A 17711-nucleotide genomic window follows, 5' to 3' on the forward strand; every position below is an offset into this window, starting at 1 on the left:
GCGAAGATGGCAGTCAGCCCCTTGCGCCCAAGCGAAAGAGGCTGCCGTGCAATGAGAGGGGAGGCGCCGTGCGCCCCCGGGGTGATCAGAATCCCAGGCTGGCCAGGAGATCGTCCACCTGGGACTGCGAAGTCACCACGTCGGGCGTCTTCTCGGGATCGACCACGGGGCCGGCAAGGTGCTCCTTGGGCTTTTCCAGGGTCTCCAGCGCCGTCTGCTGCGGGTTGGGCGAGGTCTGGATGAGCAGCTGCACCAGCTGGTCCTCCAGATCGGCGGCCAGCGAGACCACGCGGGCGATGACCTGGCCCGTGAGATCGTGAAAGTCCTGGGACATCATGATCTCGGTGAGGTGCTCGTCGGCCTGCTGCGTGCCCTGCTCGACTTCCTCCAGGAAGTTCATCACCCGGCCCTTGGCCACGGCCGCCACGGGGTCCTCGACCATCTGTGCCCGCATGGCGCGGACACGCTCGGCCAGCCGGTCCTGCTGGACCTTGGCCAATTCGACGCGGTTCAGAACCTTCTCGGCGGCTTCTCCGGTCAGCCGCGCAATGTAGGAAAGGCGGCTTTGCGCATCCGGCAGCTCTCCCATGCTGCCGCGCAAACGGTCCGCATAGCCCAGCTCGTTGAGCGAGTCATGCAGCTGGCGCGTGAGAACGCCCACCTTGTAGTGGACGCTGTCGGGGACATCCGGGTTGCTCATGGCGCGTGCCCTACAGGCCCAGCTTTTTGAGGATCAGGTTGACTTTCTCTTCCAGCGTGGCCTTGGTGAAGGGCTTGACGATGTAGCCTGCCGCGCCGCCCTGGGCCGCTGCCACGATGTCCTCCTTGCGTGCCTCGGCCGTCACCATCAGCACGGGAAGGTGCTTGAGTTTGTCGTCCTGCTTGATTTCGGTGAGCAGCTGGAAGCCGTTCATGTTGGGCATGTTGATGTCCGTCACCACGAAATCAAACTTGCTGTTGCGCAGCTTGTGCAGTGCCACGACGCCGTCTTCGGCTTCATCGGCTTCGGGAAAGCCGCTCTCCTTGAGCAGATTGCGCACGATGCGCCGCATGGTGGAGAAGTCGTCAACGATCAAAAAACGCAGGGCATTAGCCACGTGAGGCCCTTTCGGTCGGTAGGTGCTCGGTACTGGTAAGAATCCGCCGCGATGGTAACAATATGAAACCTTCTTGGCGCAATGTGGGAATTTTCCTGCTTTTCGGCAGCATCGGGCGCAAACCTTAATTTGTTACACGATCAGGTGACGCGGGCGCAGACGGGGCAGCTGCAGGCGAGGTGGCGGCGGGCTGCGCAGCGGTCTCGCCGGTTGCGGATTCGGTGGTGGCCGCATTCGCCGTGCCGCCATTGCCGCCGGCCAATGAGGGCGGCAAGGCGTTGCGTGTCACAGGGCCGCGGTGGCCCAGCAGGCGCTTTTCAGCCTCCTGCGTGAGCACGGTGATGGTGATGCGCCGGTTCTGCGGGGCACGCGGATCATCGGGCAGCAGCAGGTCGCTGCTGGCCAGGCCCGTGATGCGGGCCAGCTGGTTCAGCGGCATGCCGGCCGCCACCAGCTCGCGGCGCGAGGCGTTGGCACGGTCGGAGGACAGCTCCCAGTTGCTGTAGCCGCGGTCGGCATTGCCGTAAGGGGCGGCATCGGTATGGCCGGACAGGCTGATGCGGTTTTCCGCGCCCGCCAGGGCCGCGCCCACTTCGCGCAGGATGTCGCGCATGTAGGGTTTGACCATGGCGCTGCCGCTGTCGAACATGGGGCGGTTTTGCTCGTCCACGATCTGGATCTGCAGGCCGTCGGGCGTCACGTCGGTGCGGATCTGCGAGCGGAATTCGTTGAGGCGCGCATTGCTGGTGATCATCGCGTCCACCTTGGCCTTGAGCGCCTTGATGCGGTTGGAATCCACCTGGGCCTGGTCAGCGCGGCCTGCATCGACGCTGGTGCGCCGGTTGGAGCTGTCCGCCGCCTCCGAGCGCCGCACCTGGCCGTGCACCTTGGCCAGATCGTTGCCGCCGCCGGGAATCACGCTGGAGCTGTTGCCCGCACCGTCGCCGCCGGCCATCGCCACCTTCAGCGGCGAGGAAAAATACGCCGCAATGCCCTGCAGCTCGCCCTTGGCCGTGGAGCCCAGCAGCCACATCAGCAGGAAGAAGGCCATCATCGCGGTCACGAAGTCGGCATAGGCGATCTTCCAGGCACCGCCGTGGGGTGCATGCGCCGTCTTCTTGACGCGCTTGATGATGATCGGCTGTAACTTTTTCTCTGCCATGGCTTGACGCTGCTGGACGCAGGATTACTTCTTGCCCTTGACGTGGGTTTCCAGTTCAAGGAACCCAGGACGTTCGGTGGAGAACAGCACCTTGCGGCCGAACTCGATGGCCGTGGCAGGGTTGTAGCCCTGCATGCTGGCCAGCAAGGTGGTCTTGATGCACTCCAGTTCCTTGGCGGCATCCTGGGCGCGTTGCTCCACCAGGCCGGCCATGGGTTCCACCAGCGCATAGGCCAGCAAAATGCCCAGGAAGGTACCGACCAGGGCCGAGGCGATCATGCCGCCCAGCACGGAAGGCGGCTGGCCCACCGAGCCCATGGTGTTCACCACACCCAGCACGGCCGCAATAATCCCGAAGGCGGGCAGGGCGCCTGCCAGGCGGGTCAACGCATTGACCGGGGCATGCGCTTCGGCGTGATGCGCCTCGATCTCGCTGTCCATCAGCGACTCGATCTCATGGGAGTTGAGGTTGCCCGACACCATCATGCGCAGGTAGTCGGTCAGGAACTCCACCACATGGTGGTCGGCCAGCAGCTCGGGGTACTTGGTGAAGATGGGCGACTCGTTGGGTGCCTCCACATCGCTTTCGATGGACATCAGGCCCTCCTTGCGGGCCTTTTGCAGAATCTCGTACAGCAGGGCCATCAGCTCCATGAAGCGGGCCTTGGTGTAGCGCGAACTCTTCATCACGCCAGGGATGGCCTTGGCCGTGGCCTTGAGCACCTTGGGCTGGTTGCACACGATGAAGGCGCCGATGGCGCCGCCGCCGATGGTCACCATCTCGAAGGGCAGGGCCTTGAGAATGACCTGGACGTTGCCCCCGTGCAGCACATAGGTGCCGAAGATGCAACCGAAGGCGACGATGTATCCGATGATGACAAGCATGGGAGTGGATTCTGTCAGAGGTGTCCCGATGGAAAAGTCGGAACTGGCTTGGAAATGCGCGCTTGTTTTGACACTGGGCCGTGGCGGGGTGGCGGCCATCGACGAACCCATGGCTTGTCAAGCTATCGACCGCAGGCATCAATACTTGAGAGCCCTGAGATGCAGGTGTAAACGCGCCGCTGCGCGCCAAAAGCCCAAAAAGGCCGGCAAAGCGGTGCCTGTTTGAGTCTTGCAAGGCGGGCGCTTAATAGCGGATCGCGTGGCGCGCATGCGAGGATAGTCGGCACAGTTTTATTCTTTGTGTCACCGCGCGCACAAGCGTGCGGACCGCGGGCCGACCGTGTGCCGACCGCGGGCCGGCCTGATACTTCCTCTGCTGCATCGCCATGCCATCTTCACCTCTTGCCAACGCCTTTGCTGCCGCTGCGCAGCCGCCCAGCATCGACAGCGAGCTGACCCGCATCCGCGCCATGGTCGATCGCGCGCAGTTCCTGGAGGCACTGTCGGATCTGGCGCAACTGGTGGCCCGGGACCCGCGCAACTCCAAGGTCTGGCTGCACATCGGCTTTGTCTACGTGCGCATGAGCATCTGGCCACAGGCCATGGAAGCGTTGCAGATGGCCTTGGAGATAGAGCCCCGCATGCCCAACGCCCAGCGCCTGCTGGCGCTGGCCCTGTTCAGTACGGGCCGCAGGCAGGAGGCCTGCGACCTGATCGACGACGCCTGCCGCCACGCCAAGAACGAGAACACGCACTGGATGACGCGGGCCTACATCCACTCGCACACCAGCAGCGACCCGCTCAAATCCCTGGAAGTGGCGCGCGACTGGGGCCGGCGCTTCGCCGACCCGCTGACCCGCAACGCCAAGCCACTGCCCCTGCGCGACCGCAACCCGCGCAAAAAGCTCAAGGTCGGCTATGTCACGGCCGACTTCCGCCAGCACTCGGTGGCTTTCTTCATGCGGCCCGTGCTGGAGCACCACAACCCGGACAACGTCGAGGTCCACGTCTACTCCAGCGGCCGCCCCGACAAGATGACCGAGAAGCTGCGCGCCCTGGTGCCGCACTGGCACGATGCGGTCGAGCAGACCGACGACCAGCTCTACGAACAGATCCGCGCAGACGGCATCGATGTGCTGGTGGACCTGTCAGGCTTCACCCTGGGCCACCGCCTGGAAGTCTTCGCCCGCCGCGCCGCACCCGTGCAGGTGACTTGGCTGGGCTATATGCACACGCTGGGGATGAAGGCCATGGATTACCGGTTGGTGGATGGCGGCATCGCGCCGCCCAGCCATGCGCCGTACTACTCCGAGAACCTGTTTCAACTGGCCTGCATGGCCAGCTACGCACCGCCGGAGTACTCGCCCCTTTGCGAAGAGCCGCCCATGCTGCGCAATGGCTATCCCACACTGATCTCCCTGAACAACTCCGCCAAGATCACCAACGAGATGCTGGCGGTCTGGGCCCGCATCCTGCACGAACGCCAGGACGCGCGTCTGATCATCATGGTCAAGGAGCAGGATGCGGATGCCGCACAAGCTCACATGCAGCCGCGTGCGGAGGCCGCCGGCATGCCACTGGACCGCGTGTCCGTGCTGCACCAACAGCCGCTGGATGGTTTCATGGAACTGGGGCATATCGCCGACGTGGCATTGGACACCTCGCCCATTTCCGGGGGGACGACGACCTTGCATGCGTTGTGGATGGGGCTGCCGATTGTGGCGCTGGATGCGGAGCGGGCAGCTGATGCCTCGACCGCACGAATGCTTCAGGGGCTGGGATTCGGCGGCGAGATTGCTCAGGATGTAGATGGCTATGTGCGAGCTGCGCTGAGTCTCTTGGACGATCCTGAACGCCTGCGGCGTCAGCGTCTGGCGTCGCGCATGGGCCTGGAGGGCAGCGTGCTCATGGACTATTTCTCGCGTACGGGAGAGCTGGAGAAAGCCTACCGCCATATGTGGCTCAACTGGTTGCGCGGCGACCGACGGGTGCTGAGCGTGGCCAGCGAGTTGGAGCCTCTGTTGGTGGAATCGGAATCGCTGGCATGAACATGGACGATTCCACGGACTGGGTGCCGCTGCTGGTGCCTGATATGCCATCTCCGCAAACTCTCTTGCCTTGGTTGGAGAGAATGCACTCAGCCCGGCACTACTCGAATTTTGGTCCTCTGGTTCGCGAGTTGGAGTCCGAGTTCGCTCGGCGCTTCACTATGCCTGTGGATAGCCTGACGACCGTGTCCAATGCAACCCTCGGCTTGGAGCTGGTGCTCCAGGCACTGGAGCTGGCCCCGAAATCGCGCGTGCTGCTGCCCGCATTTACCTTCGTTGCTACGGCCACAGCCGTAATCCGGGCCGGCCATGTGCCAGTTCTGGCCGACGTGGATCCCGAGAGCTGGCTGCTCACGCCTGACATTGCGCGCGCGGCCTCCGCCGATACGCGGGTGGATGCGGTGCTGCCCGTAGCGACCTTTGGCATGCCCCATGACATGCAGGCCTGGCAGAGGTTTGAGGAATCCACGGGCTTGCCTGTGGTCATAGATGCGGCTGCTGCCTATGGCAGCCAATGGTTGCAGAAGGCTCAGGGCACGCTGGTTTTCAGCCTGCACACCACGAAGAGTCTGCCTGCGGGTGAAGGCGGGCTGGTTGTGTCTACGCGGCCGGGCCTGGCGGCGCGTGTTCGCCAAATGTCTAACTTTGGTATTAACCTGGATCCTGCAGTCGATCTGCCAATAGGCACGCTTGCCAGCATTGGCTCGAACGCCAAGATGAGCGAGTACCATGCTGCGATCGGTCTGGCGTCGCTGCAGGTGTGGGAGGCACATGCGCAGCAAAGGCGATTGCTGCATGAGCAGCTAGTGCGGGAGGTTGGCCGGATAGGCCAGCACGCAGAGCTTGGCATGACCTTCCAGTCGTCCTCCGGCTGCGGTGCTCCATTGATGGCTCCTGCGCTGTTATGCGCTCGCCTGCCCAGTTTGCCTGCTCGTATGAAACTAGAACTTGTCTGCCGAGAGCGGCAGATCACAACACGCCGCTGGTACCAGCCGCTACTACAGGATATGCCAGCTTTGCGGCCACATTGCGAGGTTCTGCCCACGCCCGAGGCTGAAGATCTGTCCCATACGCTGTTAGGCTTGCCTTTTTTTCTAAATATGACTGGCGAACACCGGCTGCGCGTGCTGGATGCCGTCGCGGAGTGGGCGAAGGGCAGCGTCTGAAGATGGCAGAGCAAGTTATTGCCTCGATCCGCAAGATGGAACACACAGGGCTTTTAAACTGCGTCCCCCGGATGGTTTTTATAGTGAAAGCTCTGACATGAAAGACGTTTACATCATCAATGCCGGCGGCTTTGGCCGAAACATGGCATCCACGGCGCGTGGAGACATCGCTCATGGCAAAGACTGGTTGGTTAAAGGCTTTCTCGATGGCCGCCAGGGTCTAATGCAGGTTCCGGATTTGCCAATAGTCGGTGATCCCATGACTTTCCGAAGTGAGCCTTCGCAGCTTTTCATATGCGCCTTAGGCAATCCTCTGGAACGCCGTAAATTTGCGCAGCCCCTGTTGGAGCAAGGTGCGCAGTTCATGAACCTCTTGCCAAAAGTGCACCGTTCCGAGCGATCACACATGGGTATGGGATGCCTTTTCGAGCACGATGTATCTCTTGGGGCGGATGCCCGGCTCGGTGATTTCGTCATTACTCTGGCCAATACCATCGTGGGCTACGATGTGATAGTTGGCTCGTACACCACTATTGCAAGCTTTGTTTTCATCGGCGGGGGGGCATGCATAGGCGAAAACGTGACCATTCACCCGCATGCCACCATCCTGCCAGGTGTCAAGATCGGCGACGGAGCAGTCATCGGCGCGGGCAGCGTGGTGATTGGCAATGTTCCGCCAGGTGTCACCATGTTCGGCAATCCCGCTAAGCGATTTTCCTTCCGCTAGCGTATTGCGGGAGCCCGCGGCCTCGCCTTGCTTTGCCGCGCCGGTCCTTCTTACTGGGCCCAGGGCGGGGGCTCACTTCCAGGCACGGGGGAGGCATAGAGCACGAGATCGTAGTAATAGGTGCTGCAATGCTGCCGCAGCCTGAAGTGGTAGTTCTCCACCAGCCCATCTAACTGTTCCATGACGTCCAGTAGATCCAAGGCATAGTGGTAAACGCAGATGGCCATGCGAGGCCGCTGGGCGCGGATCAGTCTGGAAGCTCCCTGCAGCGCCTTGGCCTCAAACCCTTCGATATCCATCTTCAGCAGGGTGAGCTTCTCCATTTCGTCATCCAGCCGCACGGTAGAAATGGGAATTTCGCCGCTCGGCGAAATATGGCTGGCGACGGTGCCGGTTTCCTTGAAGAACAGAGTTTCTTGTCGATTGGAGACGGCTTTGTTGATGGCGCGGTATCCTGGGGTGCAGGCTGATGCTATACCCTGCAGTTTCTCGAAGTTTTGGCGATCGGGCTCGAAAGCTGTAATGCTTTCATATCGATAATTGGAAGCCTCCAGGAATTTCTGCACAACAGGGCCTTGAAACGCGCCGCAATCGCAAAAATGCTCGCGTGTGCCCAGCTGGAATGTGCTGGTGTCACCGTATGCGGCGAAGTACTCATTGGCCGGCGTAGACCAGGCGGAATGCAAATAATCCCGGTCATAGGTAAGCCTGAACAGTAGATTGCTATACAGTGTGTGCACGCTCAAATCGTCATCAAGGCGATCTGCAAGGCGCAGGAAATCGTCCAGACGCAGAAGGGTTTGCTGTCGGTACACATGGGCGGGTTCGTAGACGGCATGCTGTCCATAGTGGGCAATGGCGAGGCCCGCATTTATTCTCTCGATTCCGGCCAGCTCGCAGAGCTTCCGGGCCACTCCCTGTTCTTGCGACGTGAAGGAAAAATCTATGGCAATGGCATCGGGATATTTTGCAGCCTTCTGTAGGAAATCCCTGCTACTCCAGCAGGGGGCGCCATGAAGTTTTTCCAGCGAAGATGAGTCATCGATGCTGGCTATCACATTGTTGTGACCCATCGAAATGCCTTTTGCATGCATTTCGGCCAAGAAAGACAAGGGTGAAAGGAAAAATACCGGCCTGTTCTCAAAATTGTCAACGACGGGCGGAATCTGAGATGCAATGGATATTCGCTCAATTTTTGCTTGATCGCATAACTGAGCTACATATTTCTTGCCAATGGGGCTCCGGGAGAAGTCAAGAGCGAGAGCATCAGGATATTTTTTGATTTTTTCGAGAAATTCATTTGTGCTCCAGCGAGGGGCACCGTGAATTGTATGCTGTTGGGATTGGTCATCCACGGCGGCAACAAGATTCGATGATTTCTCAGCAAGATGCTGACCATGAATTATTCCCGTGTAAGACAGTGGTGCCATAAGAAATATTGGGCGATTTCCCAACATTTCATTGCTAGGCAAGCTGCTGGCAACGCCCTGCTCCTGTGCTGCGATTTGTAAGATTATTTGCCGGAGTTTTTCGTTGTCTTGTTGCATGATTGTTTGGCATGTATATTTTGCGGATCTCTTAATCCTTTTGGCGCATGTTCTGCAAATATTTCAGCGCGGGGGAGTCCAGCAATAAAGAACGATGGCATCGGGGCAGTAGGGATTGTGTGCTCGCAGCGCATACTCATACCCCAATTCGAGACCGTCCACAAAATCCATGATCAACTCTAGATCCTGTGGGCGGTGATAGATGGATAGGGCCAGTTTTGGCTTATTCTTTTTGATGGTATTGATGGCACCGTGCAGGGCTGCCACTTCGCTGCCCTCGATCTCGAATTTGATGAAAGTTGCAGGGTTGTCTCCCAGATAGTCGTCCAATGTGGTGACGGGAACTTCTATGACCTGATATTCGTTGCCTTTTTCGACGAAGGCATTTGTGAGGCCTGTATCCAGAATATGTGCCGTCTGGGGCAAGGTGCCATGATGGTCCGTGACATCTTGGCTGAAGAGGCTTAAGGAGAGCGACAGGATGCCTTGATGATCGTAGAGTCCCGCACTGACAACATCAATCTTTTGTTGGATTGATTTGTCTGGATATTTTTGAGCGATATTCTTCACGGTTTCTCGACATTTTATAAGGCTTTCCGAAGACGGCTCAAACATCACGACTTTGTCAAATTCACCCTTGACGGAATCGATGAAGAATTGACTGGATGCTCCGTCCAAAGCGCCAGCGTCGATGAATACCTCATTGCTATTGAGTGAGAAGAATTGAGAGTTCAATATGTAGGAATCATGTCTTAGGGTTCCCATGTTGTGGCCAACGGCAATGTTTTGTAGAAGATTTGGATTGCCGGATAGTCTGTATTCGACAAGGCTGTCAAATGTTCTTAGACTCAGCTTGTCGGAAAATCTATTTCGAAGGCTGGAGTATTTTTCAATATGATTGAATGTATGCCAATGAAAAGCTGGACCGTAGACGGAAATCAGTCCAGGAAAGTTCAGGACAACACCATTTTTATAGTGAGGCGCCATGGCTTCCAATGTCGAGCATGTAGGTATGCCGAGGGAGTCCGATTGGCGAGAGAAATGGTTGAAACCGGGAGCGGTGAAGCAATTGTTGATCAAAAAGTCACGATAATCTGCTTTTCTCGCAAGATCTTGTGTGGAAATGATACTTCTTCCGAAGATCTGGCTGCCTGCCTTGTTGTCATCCACAAAGATGAGATGCGGATAAAGCGAGACCAGAAATTCCGATTCTCCCGGGGCATTTGTTCCGCCGACGTAAATGGTTCGAGAGTTCTTTATTTCCTGTAGCAAGCCGTTGTAGACATATTCGGCTCGCTGGTGACTTTGCCGGTATGACGGAGGGATCATTGCGTTCACTGTTCAGTTCTCATAGGTATAGATGGGCGCGTCATAGCGGCCGTCAAAGATAGTCTTGGGGGCGATGTGTTTGTCATAGCGCTGGGGCCAGCCCAGTTCGCAATGGCGCCCGACCTGGACGCCATGCGCAATCAACGCACCGCTACGCAAAGTGCAGTGCGCACCGATCTGCACACCATTGCCCACGATGACACCGGTTTCGAGCCAGCACGAGGGGTGGATAAGCGTGCCCATACCCAAATGCGTGCCAGGCAGCAGTACGCTGTTGTAGCCGATACGGCTACCCGGCCCGATGGTGACGCCGTCACCGATCAATGCATTGGGCCCGACCTGGACCCCTGCGGCGAGCATGGCACGGGGACTGATCAGGGATTCCAGCTGGAATCCTCGCTCCATCAATGCGCTCATCAACTCCATCCGCTTGAAGTTGCCGAACCGTTCGTCGAAGGCGGCAAATGCCGTTCCAGACGCCGGCTGCAGTGCATCCAGCGTGCCCAGCTCGAATTCATACTTGCCGTTCTGTGGCACTGCAATGATCTCGACATGCAGTTCAGGATGGGCGCTTCGGCAGATGTCATAGGCCAAGTCCAACGGGGCGCCTGCGCCAATGATCCATTTACACGCCATGCTCGGTCTCCATCAAGGTTTCATACCAGCGCTCGACCAGACGGTTCAGGCTTTCATAGGCGCCTTGCGTGGGCAGGGGCGCCGCATCATGCAGCGCTGATTGCACCATTTCCAGGATCTGAATGTCCTCGCCCACGACGAGCTTGCTACCGTGCATTTCGGCGAGCAATACCGAGTTGGAGAAAGCGAACGGCTGGCGCTTTTTCGCAGTGAAGCGGTAGACCTCCAGGTCCGTGCACCCAGGTGCGACCGGAACATGATGTTCTATGGTGAAGGAGTGGCCGCCGTTGCCGCTGGCGATGTGCAGGTTGGGATACGCCAGCCAGTTGTAGTAGGAGTCCTCCTGGCCCCAGCGTTCCACAAGTGCATGCCAGGAAGGATGCTGCATGTTGTCGATGGCCGCGTCCTTGCCCCCGTAGCTGAAACGGCGTAGCTCGTCACGCAGGGCTCCGGTGCTGCAGTCCGGCAGCGCCTGAGAACTCTCCTGCAGCAGGGCCTCATCCACGCTGGGACGGAAATCGACAACCTTCGCCAGGCTTTTGGAGTGGACGAAGCGGGCATGATTGGCATCCCGCAGATTCTCGTAAGCGAGCTTCCAGTTGTAGTTGCCACGCCAGGTCGTCACCATGACTTCCGTGTCGTAGGCGTTAGAACTGCTTTCCAGAAGCGCAATGAATTCCGGGGAAAACTGTTCTTCCAGCGGAAAAGGCGATGTATCCAGATTGATGAACAGCAGGTTGCCCAGGCTGCGCAAGGCAAACCGCTTCAGTTTGAGCCCGCATTTTTCCTCAGGGCTGAAGCGATATACAGCGTCTTCATCCGGTATGTTCGTCACCTGGCCACGGTCGTCATAGCGCCAGGCGTGGTAGGCGCATACCAAGGGCCGGCGCCCCACGGGTTCTGTCTGTATCAGAGCGTTGCGGTGCAGGCAGACGTTCTCGAAGGCACGAAGCTCGCCATGGAAGTTCTGTATCACTACAGGTATGCCTGCGATCTTGCGCGTGATGAAGGCGTTGTGCTGGGTCAGCAGGGTCTTGAGCCCCGCGAAAAGCCAGATCTTGCGGAAAATCTTGCGCTGCTCGCGCTCGAAAATATCTGCGTCCAGGTAGTACCGGGGATGCATGCGTGAGCGCATGAGTAATCTTTCGAGTGGCCTAGTTGTAGAGATAGTTCAGAGGACGACACCACCATCCATGACAAGGCTTGTACCTGTTACCCAGCGACTGGCATTTGACAGCAGATAAATGGCGGCATTGGCCACATCCTCAGGCTTGCCAAGACCCAGGGGGTGCCGGGTCTCCTGCGCCTGAAGCTGTTCGTTCTGCCCCGCATCGCCCCACATGGGCGTTGGTACGACCGAGGGAGAGATTCCGTTGACCCGCATGCGATGCCGGGCCTGCTCCACAGCCAGGCAACGGATGATGCCCAGCAGCCCCGACTTCATCGCGGAGTAGGGTCCCACGCCACGCGTGCCGATGTGGGCCGACGTCGAGAGCATGAAGATGATGGAGGCTGCGGGCGCCAGCTTGTTCGTGATCAGGAGCTGCTGGGTCAGCATGACGGGTGCCAGGAAATGTATGGCATACATCTCCGTCATGAGGGACTCCTGCAACTGGCGTATGGGGCTGAGCATCTGGCGGCCTGCGCAGTGCACCAGGCCGTCGATCCGCGGCGTTGCCTGGACCAGGGCTGTCCTGTCCTGCGCATCGGTCAGGTTGGCTTCGATCTGCTGGTGGCCGCTGCCTTCGAGCAGGTCGAAGGTGCCCTGCAGGCGCTGGCTGTCACGCCCCGTGGCGATGATTCGGGCACCGCGCCGGGCGCAGGAGATGGCAATCTGCTTGCCCAGGCCCGATGAAGCGCCAGTGACCAGCACGGTCTTGCCCTGCAGGGAAAATGGGTCGTGCGCAGCTTGGGTCATGCAAAGACATCCATGGGTACCGTCAGGCCGCCGTCAATAGTGAAGTAGTTCCGGGTGATCCATCGGCTGGCGTCGGACAGATAGAAGACCGCTGCGAGTGCGACGTCCTGCGGCTCTCCCATGCCAAGCGGGGCGAGCTTGGCGTATTCCTCGGTATCCACGCCTCCTGCGGACAGTCCGTCCAGCATGGGGGTACGCACATATCCCGGTGCAAGGCAATTGGCGCGGATGCCTTGTTTGGCAACCTCCAGGCCCAACGAACGCATGGCGCCGAGCAGGGCTGCCTTGCTGGCCGAGTACCCGCTGCTGGCCAGTGGCCCGATGTGGGATGCCACGGCGCTGATGAACACAATGGAGCCGTGGGGCCGGATCAGACGCTTGGCCAGCAATTCCTTGGTCAGCAGGATCGGGGCGTATGTGTTGTGCGCGAACATCTCTTCCAGATGGGCTTGCTTGACCATGCGCAACGGCACCAGCTTAGAGATGCCGGCTGCGTGGACCACGCCATCGATCGAGCCTGCCTGGGCCGCAAGCGCACTGATGTCCTGTGCCTGGGTGAGATCGGCGACCACGCTGACATGGCCATCGCCTGCGAGCAGGCCTGCCGTGTGGGCAAGGCGCTCTGCATTGCGGCCCGTGATGATCAGCGTGGCGCCCTGGCTGGCGCAGGAGATCGCTGTTTGGTGGCCAATGCCCGACGATGCACCCGTCACGAGGATGCGCTTGCCTGCCAGGGAGAAGGGATCGTTGGCGGTCATGCTTCGGTCATTGCAGGAAAGCGTGCCTTGTCCACGTCCACGATGGCGGTTCCCCAGGACAGGCCCACGCCGAAGCCACTCAGCAGCAGCCGCGCCTTGGCGCCATCCAGCTGTTCATGCAGCCGTGCGGTGAGGGTGACAGGCAGCGAGGCGCCGCTGGTGTTTCCCAGGTCATGCAGGGTGCTTGGAACCTTCTCCGCGGGTAGGCGCAGCTTCTTGCGAATGGTCTCGTTGATCAGCCGGTTGGCCTGGTGGAATATGAAGTGGTCGATCTGCTCCTTGTCCACCTGGGAGTACTCCAGCAGGCGTTCTACGGCAGGCGGCACACGCTGGGTGGAGAAGCTCAGCACCGCCGGCCCGTCAAGCACCAGGTCGGCGGGCAGGCGCAGGAAGCCATGCTCATCGCGCTTGGGAATCACGTGTTCGATTCCGTAGGGCTCGCGGTGGCCGCCAGCGGGCAGCATGATGGCCTTGTAGCCGCTGCCATCGCTGTTGAGGTCGAAATACATGGGAGGCGCACTGGCGTCGAACTCCAGCGCCGTGGCCGTGCCGGCGTCCGAGAACAGGGGATCCATGATGGTCGCGGATTTGTCTCCCACCAGCACCAGGCCTTTTTTAAGGCCTCCTGCCGAGATCATGCTGCCCAGCATGTGCAGCCCGAACGGGTAGCCAGAACAACCCAGGTTCACGTCGAAGGCGATCGTGCCGTGCGCCAGTCCCAGCCGGTCCTGCAGGATGATGGCCGTGGCGGGGATCAGATAGTCGGGCGATTGCGTGACGACGATCAGGACGTCGATTTCGTCGCGCTGCCACTGCAGTTCATCGAGCAGCTTTTCCGCGGCCACGAAGGCCAGGTCCGAGAAACACTGCCACTCCGGGCAGATGCGCCGGGTATGGATGCCGATGTTGCGTACCAGCCGTTCGCGTTCGGAGCGCTGCGAGGGCGGGCAATCCTCCAGATTGGAGATCTCGCGCCGGGGTATGCAGCTGGCCATGCCCGCAAAGCGGACGTTGTGCAGAGTGGACAGCGCCATGGTGTTTATCCCAGCAGCTTGTAGAGATCGGTGATGGTCGAGCAGTTCTTGAGATCGTCGCCCGTGATGGTCTTGCCGTAGTCGACGTCGAACATGACGATCACGCCCAGCGCGGCCAGCGAGTCCCACTCGGGCAGGCTCCTGAGTTCGGTGTCAGGGGTGACTGCTACGGCTTCCTGGAAGTCCACGGCGGTCAGAAAGCTTTCGATGAATTGGTCAATGGAGGGCATGGGATGGGTTCCTGAAAAATAGGCTGGGCGCCTGCCTATGAGGGCAAACGCTTCGATGAATTTTCGCAGAGCGCCCCTGCGCCGGAAGGCTGGAACTGTGGGCGAAAGCGAGTCCTGTTCTGATGCTGCGCGGGGCGATGCTGTCCTGGCGGACCCGGGGGATGATGGCATATGGCTCCCTGGGGTGCTTCCTGTTTTGTAGCAGGCGGTGACCGGGCCACCTGGTAAAAGTGGAAGAAATGCGGTTTGCGCCCGCTTATCCAGGGGCCGTGTTTGCCGGCTTGCCTGCACGATGGCGGTATTTGTGCGGGTGCTGGCCTGGGTGCCGGGCCTGTGGTGGGGCGCTTGCCCGCAACCTTGATGACCAAGATGAATACGAACGAGCATTTGCAGCAGGCCCGCCAGTTGCACGACCAGTGGCAGTTCGAGCAGGCCCGCCAGGCTTACGAGAAGGTTCTGGAGCAGGAGCCTGCCCATGCCGAAGCCCTGCACGGCATGGCCCAGCTGCTGGGTCTGCACCAGCTGCGCAGCGCAGAGGCGCTGCCCTATCTGGAGGCGGCCATCGGCGTGCGGCCTGCAGATTTTGGCTACTGGCGCCTGTACATCCACATGCTGATCCGCGAGGGGCTGCTGGACATGGCCATCTCGCTGATCGACGTGGCACGGGCCAACGGCATGCAGGAGATTGCGCTGGAGCAGCTGGAAAAGGATGTGGCTCTGGTGCAGGGCGCCCAGGCGGCAGCGTTTCTGGAGGAGCAGGCCGCGCGTTGGCCGCTGGGGCCTGCTGAGCCGGAGATGGCGCCTGCTGCCGACGATGGCCGGGGCCGGGTGCCCGATGCGCAGCTGCGGCTGCTGATGCAGCTGTTCGCCCAGCGCGAGCATGCCGAGGTCAGTCAGCTGGCGGGGTCGCTGGTGCGCCAGTACCCCAAGAGCGGCCTGGTCTGGAAGCTCAAGGCGGCAGCCGATCATGCGAACGGCCGCATCGAGGCGGCCCTGCAGTCAGCGCGCCAGGCAGCCGTTCTGCTGCCGCGCGATGCCGAGGTGCAGTTCAACCTGGGTGGTATCTGCCTGCAGGCAGGCCACGCGGCCGAGGCCGAGCGTGCGATGCGCGCGGCTTTGGCGCTGCGGCCGCATTGGACCCAGGCTTTTTCGCATCTGGGCGATGCACTTTGTGCCCAGGACCGTACCGAAGACAGCCTGCCCTGCTATGTGAACGCGCTGCTGCTCGATCCCGAGGATGTGGACACGCTGTCCCGGCTGACCGCTGCGCTGCAGAAGACCGGACGGCTGCAGGAATGTGCGCAGTTCCTGGTGCTGCTCATGCAGCAGCGGCCCGAGGATCTGCGACTGTGCCTGGCCAGCGCCCATGTGCTGGGCGAGGCTGGCTGGGTCTTGCAGGCTGAAACCGCGTATCGGATGGCGCTGCAGATCGAGCCTGAAAGTCTGGAGCTGCTGCTGCATCTGGCATTGCTGCTGTGCTCCGGGGGGAGGCTGGGAGAGGCCGAAACCTGCTTGCGCAAGGCGCTGCAATTGCGCCCCGACAATGCTGTGCTCCACTGCGAGACGGCCTTCACGCTGTTTGCCCAGAAAAAATGGGAGCAGGCGCTGGAACTGCTCGAAGAGGCGCTGCGCATCCAGCCCGACAATGCCCGCGCGCACATGCTTCGTTGCCAGGTCCTGCTGGAGACAGGTGATCTGCCCCGGCTCGACCGGGCTTTGAATGAAGCGCTGGAGCGCCTTCCCGGTGACCGGGAACTGATGTTCCAGCGTGCCGCCTACTGGGACCGCTGCGGCGATGCCCAGCGCCACATGCAACAGCTGGATGAACTGGTGAAGCTGCACCCGGACTACGAGCCCGCCTACAGCGCGCGCCTGTTCGCCATGATCCATTCGCCTGAGGCCAGTGCAGCCTCGGTGGGCCGGGCCAACCGCGAATATGGCGCGCTCATGCGGCGCCACTCCGCAGGGCAGCAAGGGACCGGGCATGACAATGCGCGCGACCCCGGCAAGACATTGCGCCTGGGCTTTGTTTCCGGCGATCTTCGCGCCCATGCGGCCGCCAAGTTCTTCCTGCCGGTGATGCGCGAGCTGTCCCGGCACAGCGATCTGGTGTGCGTTGCCTATTGCAACAACGAAATCCACGACGAAGTCACCAAGGAGTTCCAGGACCTGTTCCAGCTGTGGCGCGGTATCCGGGATATGAATGTGCAGTCGCTGTCGAACCTGGTGCGGGCCGACGGCATCGATATCCTGATCGATCTGAGCGGCCATACGCGCGGGCACCGGCTGGATCTGTTTGCCGCCAAGCCCGCACCGCTGCAGATGACCTGGATAGGCAACCCCGGCAGCACGGGCCTGGAGAGCATGGACTACATCGTGCTCAGCGACCTGATCCTGGAAGATGAACTGCTCAAGACCCAGCTGACGGAGCGGCTGATGCGTGTTCCGCTGGCCTACGTCTTCGACGGAGGCATACACCAAGAGGCCGTGGCGCCGTTGCCGGCGCTGCGCAACGGGCATCTGACGTTTGGCTCCTTCAACCGCCTGTCCAAGATCAACCGCAAGGTGGTTTCTGTCTGGGGTGAGGTGCTGCGCACGCTGCCCACGGCGCGGCTGAAGATCGCGGCCTGTCCCCGTTCCGGTCCTCCGCAGCACCTGCGCGAATGGCTGGCCGAGGAGGGCGTGGCCGCGCACCGCGTCGATTTTGTGGAGCAGATGGGATTCGAGCACTATCTGCAGGCGCACCATGACATAGATATCTGCCTGGATACTCTGCCCTTCACCGGCGGAGTGGTCACCAACCACGCACTGTGGATGGGCGTGCCCACGTTGACGCTGATGGGGGAACTGCTGGCGGGGCGGCAGTCGGCCGGAGTGATGGCTCGCGTGGGCCTGGACCAGGGCTTTGCAGCACGGGACCTGGCGCAATTGCTGGACCAGGCTACGTTCTGGCAGGCACATTTGCCGCAGCTGCAGCAGATACGCCAGGGGCTGCGCGCACGCCTACAGGACCAGGAGCCGCAACAGGCGGACATCGTGGCGCGCTCGGTGGCGATGGGGATGCGCCAGGCGTGGGCCCGCTGGTGCCACGGACAGGAGCCTGTGGATCTGCGTGTCTCCTATGAGGATCTGGGTCTGGCCGCTCCTGTGGCCCCCGTTTTGTAACAGCGAACC

Annotated in this window: 16 protein-coding genes; 4 read left to right on the forward strand and 12 right to left on the reverse strand. The window is 60.6% G+C overall.

Annotation, left to right across the window (positions count from 1 at the left end; all coding sequences use genetic code 11):
• Positions 1–85 precede the first annotated feature (85 nt).
• From ACUTR7_RS26255 to motA, 4 genes are all read right to left on the reverse strand, one after another.
• Entirely contained in the window at positions 86–700 is a 615-nt protein-coding gene (locus tag ACUTR7_RS26255) for a protein phosphatase CheZ (RefSeq protein WP_445610180.1), read from the reverse strand.
• A gap of 10 nt (positions 701–710) precedes the next feature.
• A complete protein-coding gene (cheY, locus tag ACUTR7_RS26260) occupies positions 711–1097 on the reverse strand; it encodes a chemotaxis response regulator CheY (RefSeq protein ID WP_012202534.1) in 387 nt (128 codons plus the stop codon).
• Between the two features lie 124 nt (positions 1098–1221).
• Positions 1222–2259, reverse strand: coding sequence for a flagellar motor protein MotB (motB, locus tag ACUTR7_RS26265; RefSeq protein ID WP_063327644.1), 1038 nt, complete (start codon positions 2257–2259; stop codon positions 1222–1224).
• 24 nt (positions 2260–2283) lie between these two features.
• A complete protein-coding gene (gene motA, locus ACUTR7_RS26270) occupies positions 2284–3144 on the reverse strand; it encodes a flagellar motor stator protein MotA (protein WP_012202536.1) in 861 nt (286 codons plus the stop codon).
• A 386-nt stretch (positions 3145–3530) separates the two neighbouring features.
• Here motA and ACUTR7_RS26275 point away from each other — a divergent pair, with 386 nt between their 5' ends.
• The 3 genes from ACUTR7_RS26275 (at position 3531) to ACUTR7_RS26285 (ending at position 7085) form a co-directional block, all read left to right on the forward strand.
• Positions 3531–5192, forward strand: coding sequence for an O-linked N-acetylglucosamine transferase, SPINDLY family protein (locus tag ACUTR7_RS26275; protein ID WP_445610181.1), 1662 nt, complete (start codon positions 3531–3533; stop codon positions 5190–5192).
• On the forward strand, positions 5189–6358 hold the full coding sequence (locus tag ACUTR7_RS26280) for a DegT/DnrJ/EryC1/StrS family aminotransferase (protein ID WP_445610182.1): 1170 nt from the start codon (positions 5189–5191) through the stop codon (positions 6356–6358). The genes ACUTR7_RS26275 and ACUTR7_RS26280 overlap by 4 nt, the downstream gene beginning before the upstream one ends.
• A gap of 97 nt (positions 6359–6455) precedes the next feature.
• The gene (locus tag ACUTR7_RS26285) at positions 6456–7085 is read left to right on the forward strand and encodes an acetyltransferase (RefSeq protein WP_445610183.1); all 630 of its coding nucleotides are present in this window, start codon (positions 6456–6458) and stop codon (positions 7083–7085) included.
• A 50-nt stretch (positions 7086–7135) separates the two neighbouring features.
• Here the strand turns inward: ACUTR7_RS26285 and ACUTR7_RS26290 are convergent, their stop codons facing one another.
• The 8 genes from ACUTR7_RS26290 to ACUTR7_RS26325 all read right to left on the reverse strand — a co-directional run bounded on the left by ACUTR7_RS26290 (position 7136) and on the right by ACUTR7_RS26325 (position 14537).
• On the reverse strand, positions 7136–8632 hold the full coding sequence (locus ACUTR7_RS26290) for an FkbM family methyltransferase (RefSeq protein ID WP_445610184.1): 1497 nt from the start codon (positions 8630–8632) through the stop codon (positions 7136–7138).
• A 63-nt stretch (positions 8633–8695) separates the two neighbouring features.
• A complete protein-coding gene (locus tag ACUTR7_RS26295) occupies positions 8696–9961 on the reverse strand; it encodes an FkbM family methyltransferase (protein WP_445610196.1) in 1266 nt (421 codons plus the stop codon).
• A 12-nt stretch (positions 9962–9973) separates the two neighbouring features.
• Positions 9974–10597 (reverse strand): UDP-3-O-(3-hydroxymyristoyl)glucosamine N-acyltransferase, encoded by a 624-nt coding sequence (locus ACUTR7_RS26300; protein ID WP_445610185.1) that lies wholly within the window; start codon positions 10595–10597, stop codon positions 9974–9976.
• Positions 10587–11732: an aromatic ring-hydroxylating oxygenase subunit alpha gene (locus ACUTR7_RS26305; RefSeq protein WP_445610186.1), complete on the reverse strand. Its 1146-nt coding sequence runs from the start codon at positions 11730–11732 to the stop codon at positions 10587–10589. Before ACUTR7_RS26305 ends, ACUTR7_RS26300 begins: the two co-directional genes overlap by 11 nt.
• Before the next feature lie 36 nt (positions 11733–11768).
• Positions 11769–12515, reverse strand: a complete 747-nt coding sequence (locus ACUTR7_RS26310) for an SDR family NAD(P)-dependent oxidoreductase (RefSeq protein WP_445610187.1) — start codon at positions 12513–12515, stop codon at positions 11769–11771.
• On the reverse strand, positions 12512–13273 hold the full coding sequence (locus tag ACUTR7_RS26315; RefSeq protein ID WP_123695322.1) for an SDR family NAD(P)-dependent oxidoreductase: 762 nt from the start codon (positions 13271–13273) through the stop codon (positions 12512–12514). Before ACUTR7_RS26315 ends, ACUTR7_RS26310 begins: the two co-directional genes overlap by 4 nt.
• A complete protein-coding gene (locus tag ACUTR7_RS26320) occupies positions 13270–14307 on the reverse strand; it encodes a ketoacyl-ACP synthase III (protein ID WP_123695320.1) in 1038 nt (345 codons plus the stop codon). Before ACUTR7_RS26320 ends, ACUTR7_RS26315 begins: the two co-directional genes overlap by 4 nt.
• A gap of 5 nt (positions 14308–14312) precedes the next feature.
• Positions 14313–14537: an acyl carrier protein gene (locus ACUTR7_RS26325; RefSeq protein ID WP_034366508.1), complete on the reverse strand. Its 225-nt coding sequence runs from the start codon at positions 14535–14537 to the stop codon at positions 14313–14315.
• 360 nt (positions 14538–14897) lie between these two features.
• On the opposite strand from ACUTR7_RS26325, the gene ACUTR7_RS26330 reads away from it, so the two are divergent.
• Positions 14898–17702 (forward strand): O-linked N-acetylglucosamine transferase family protein, encoded by a 2805-nt coding sequence (locus ACUTR7_RS26330; protein ID WP_445610188.1) that lies wholly within the window; start codon positions 14898–14900, stop codon positions 17700–17702.
• Positions 17703–17711: the final 9 nt, after the last annotated feature.

The sequence above is a fragment of the Delftia sp. NA_296.1 genome, assembly GCF_052692095.1.

Excerpts from the sequence above, each read along its gene's own strand:
- ACUTR7_RS26255 (WP_445610180.1), bottom strand. The coding sequence starts at position 700 with ATGAGCAACCCGGATGTCCCCGACAGCGTCCACTACAAGGTGGGCGTT.
- motB (WP_063327644.1), bottom strand. The coding sequence starts at position 2,259 with ATGGCAGAGAAAAAGTTACAGCCGATCATCATCAAGCGCGTCAAGAAG.
- motA (WP_012202536.1), bottom strand. The coding sequence starts at position 3,144 with ATGCTTGTCATCATCGGATACATCGTCGCCTTCGGTTGCATCTTCGGC.
- ACUTR7_RS26275 (WP_445610181.1), top strand. The coding sequence starts at position 3,531 with ATGCCATCTTCACCTCTTGCCAACGCCTTTGCTGCCGCTGCGCAGCCG.
- ACUTR7_RS26280 (WP_445610182.1), top strand. The coding sequence starts at position 5,189 with ATGAACATGGACGATTCCACGGACTGGGTGCCGCTGCTGGTGCCTGAT.
- ACUTR7_RS26285 (WP_445610183.1), top strand. The coding sequence starts at position 6,456 with ATGAAAGACGTTTACATCATCAATGCCGGCGGCTTTGGCCGAAACATG.
- ACUTR7_RS26290 (WP_445610184.1), bottom strand. The coding sequence starts at position 8,632 with ATGCAACAAGACAACGAAAAACTCCGGCAAATAATCTTACAAATCGCA.
- ACUTR7_RS26295 (WP_445610196.1), bottom strand. The coding sequence starts at position 9,961 with ATGATCCCTCCGTCATACCGGCAAAGTCACCAGCGAGCCGAATATGTC.
- ACUTR7_RS26300 (WP_445610185.1), bottom strand. The coding sequence starts at position 10,597 with ATGGCGTGTAAATGGATCATTGGCGCAGGCGCCCCGTTGGACTTGGCC.
- ACUTR7_RS26305 (WP_445610186.1), bottom strand. The coding sequence starts at position 11,732 with ATGCGCTCACGCATGCATCCCCGGTACTACCTGGACGCAGATATTTTC.
- ACUTR7_RS26310 (WP_445610187.1), bottom strand. The coding sequence starts at position 12,515 with ATGACCCAAGCTGCGCACGACCCATTTTCCCTGCAGGGCAAGACCGTG.
- ACUTR7_RS26315 (WP_123695322.1), bottom strand. The coding sequence starts at position 13,273 with ATGACCGCCAACGATCCCTTCTCCCTGGCAGGCAAGCGCATCCTCGTG.
- ACUTR7_RS26320 (WP_123695320.1), bottom strand. The coding sequence starts at position 14,307 with ATGGCGCTGTCCACTCTGCACAACGTCCGCTTTGCGGGCATGGCCAGC.
- ACUTR7_RS26325 (WP_034366508.1), bottom strand. The coding sequence starts at position 14,537 with ATGCCCTCCATTGACCAATTCATCGAAAGCTTTCTGACCGCCGTGGAC.
- ACUTR7_RS26330 (WP_445610188.1), top strand. The coding sequence starts at position 14,898 with ATGACCAAGATGAATACGAACGAGCATTTGCAGCAGGCCCGCCAGTTG.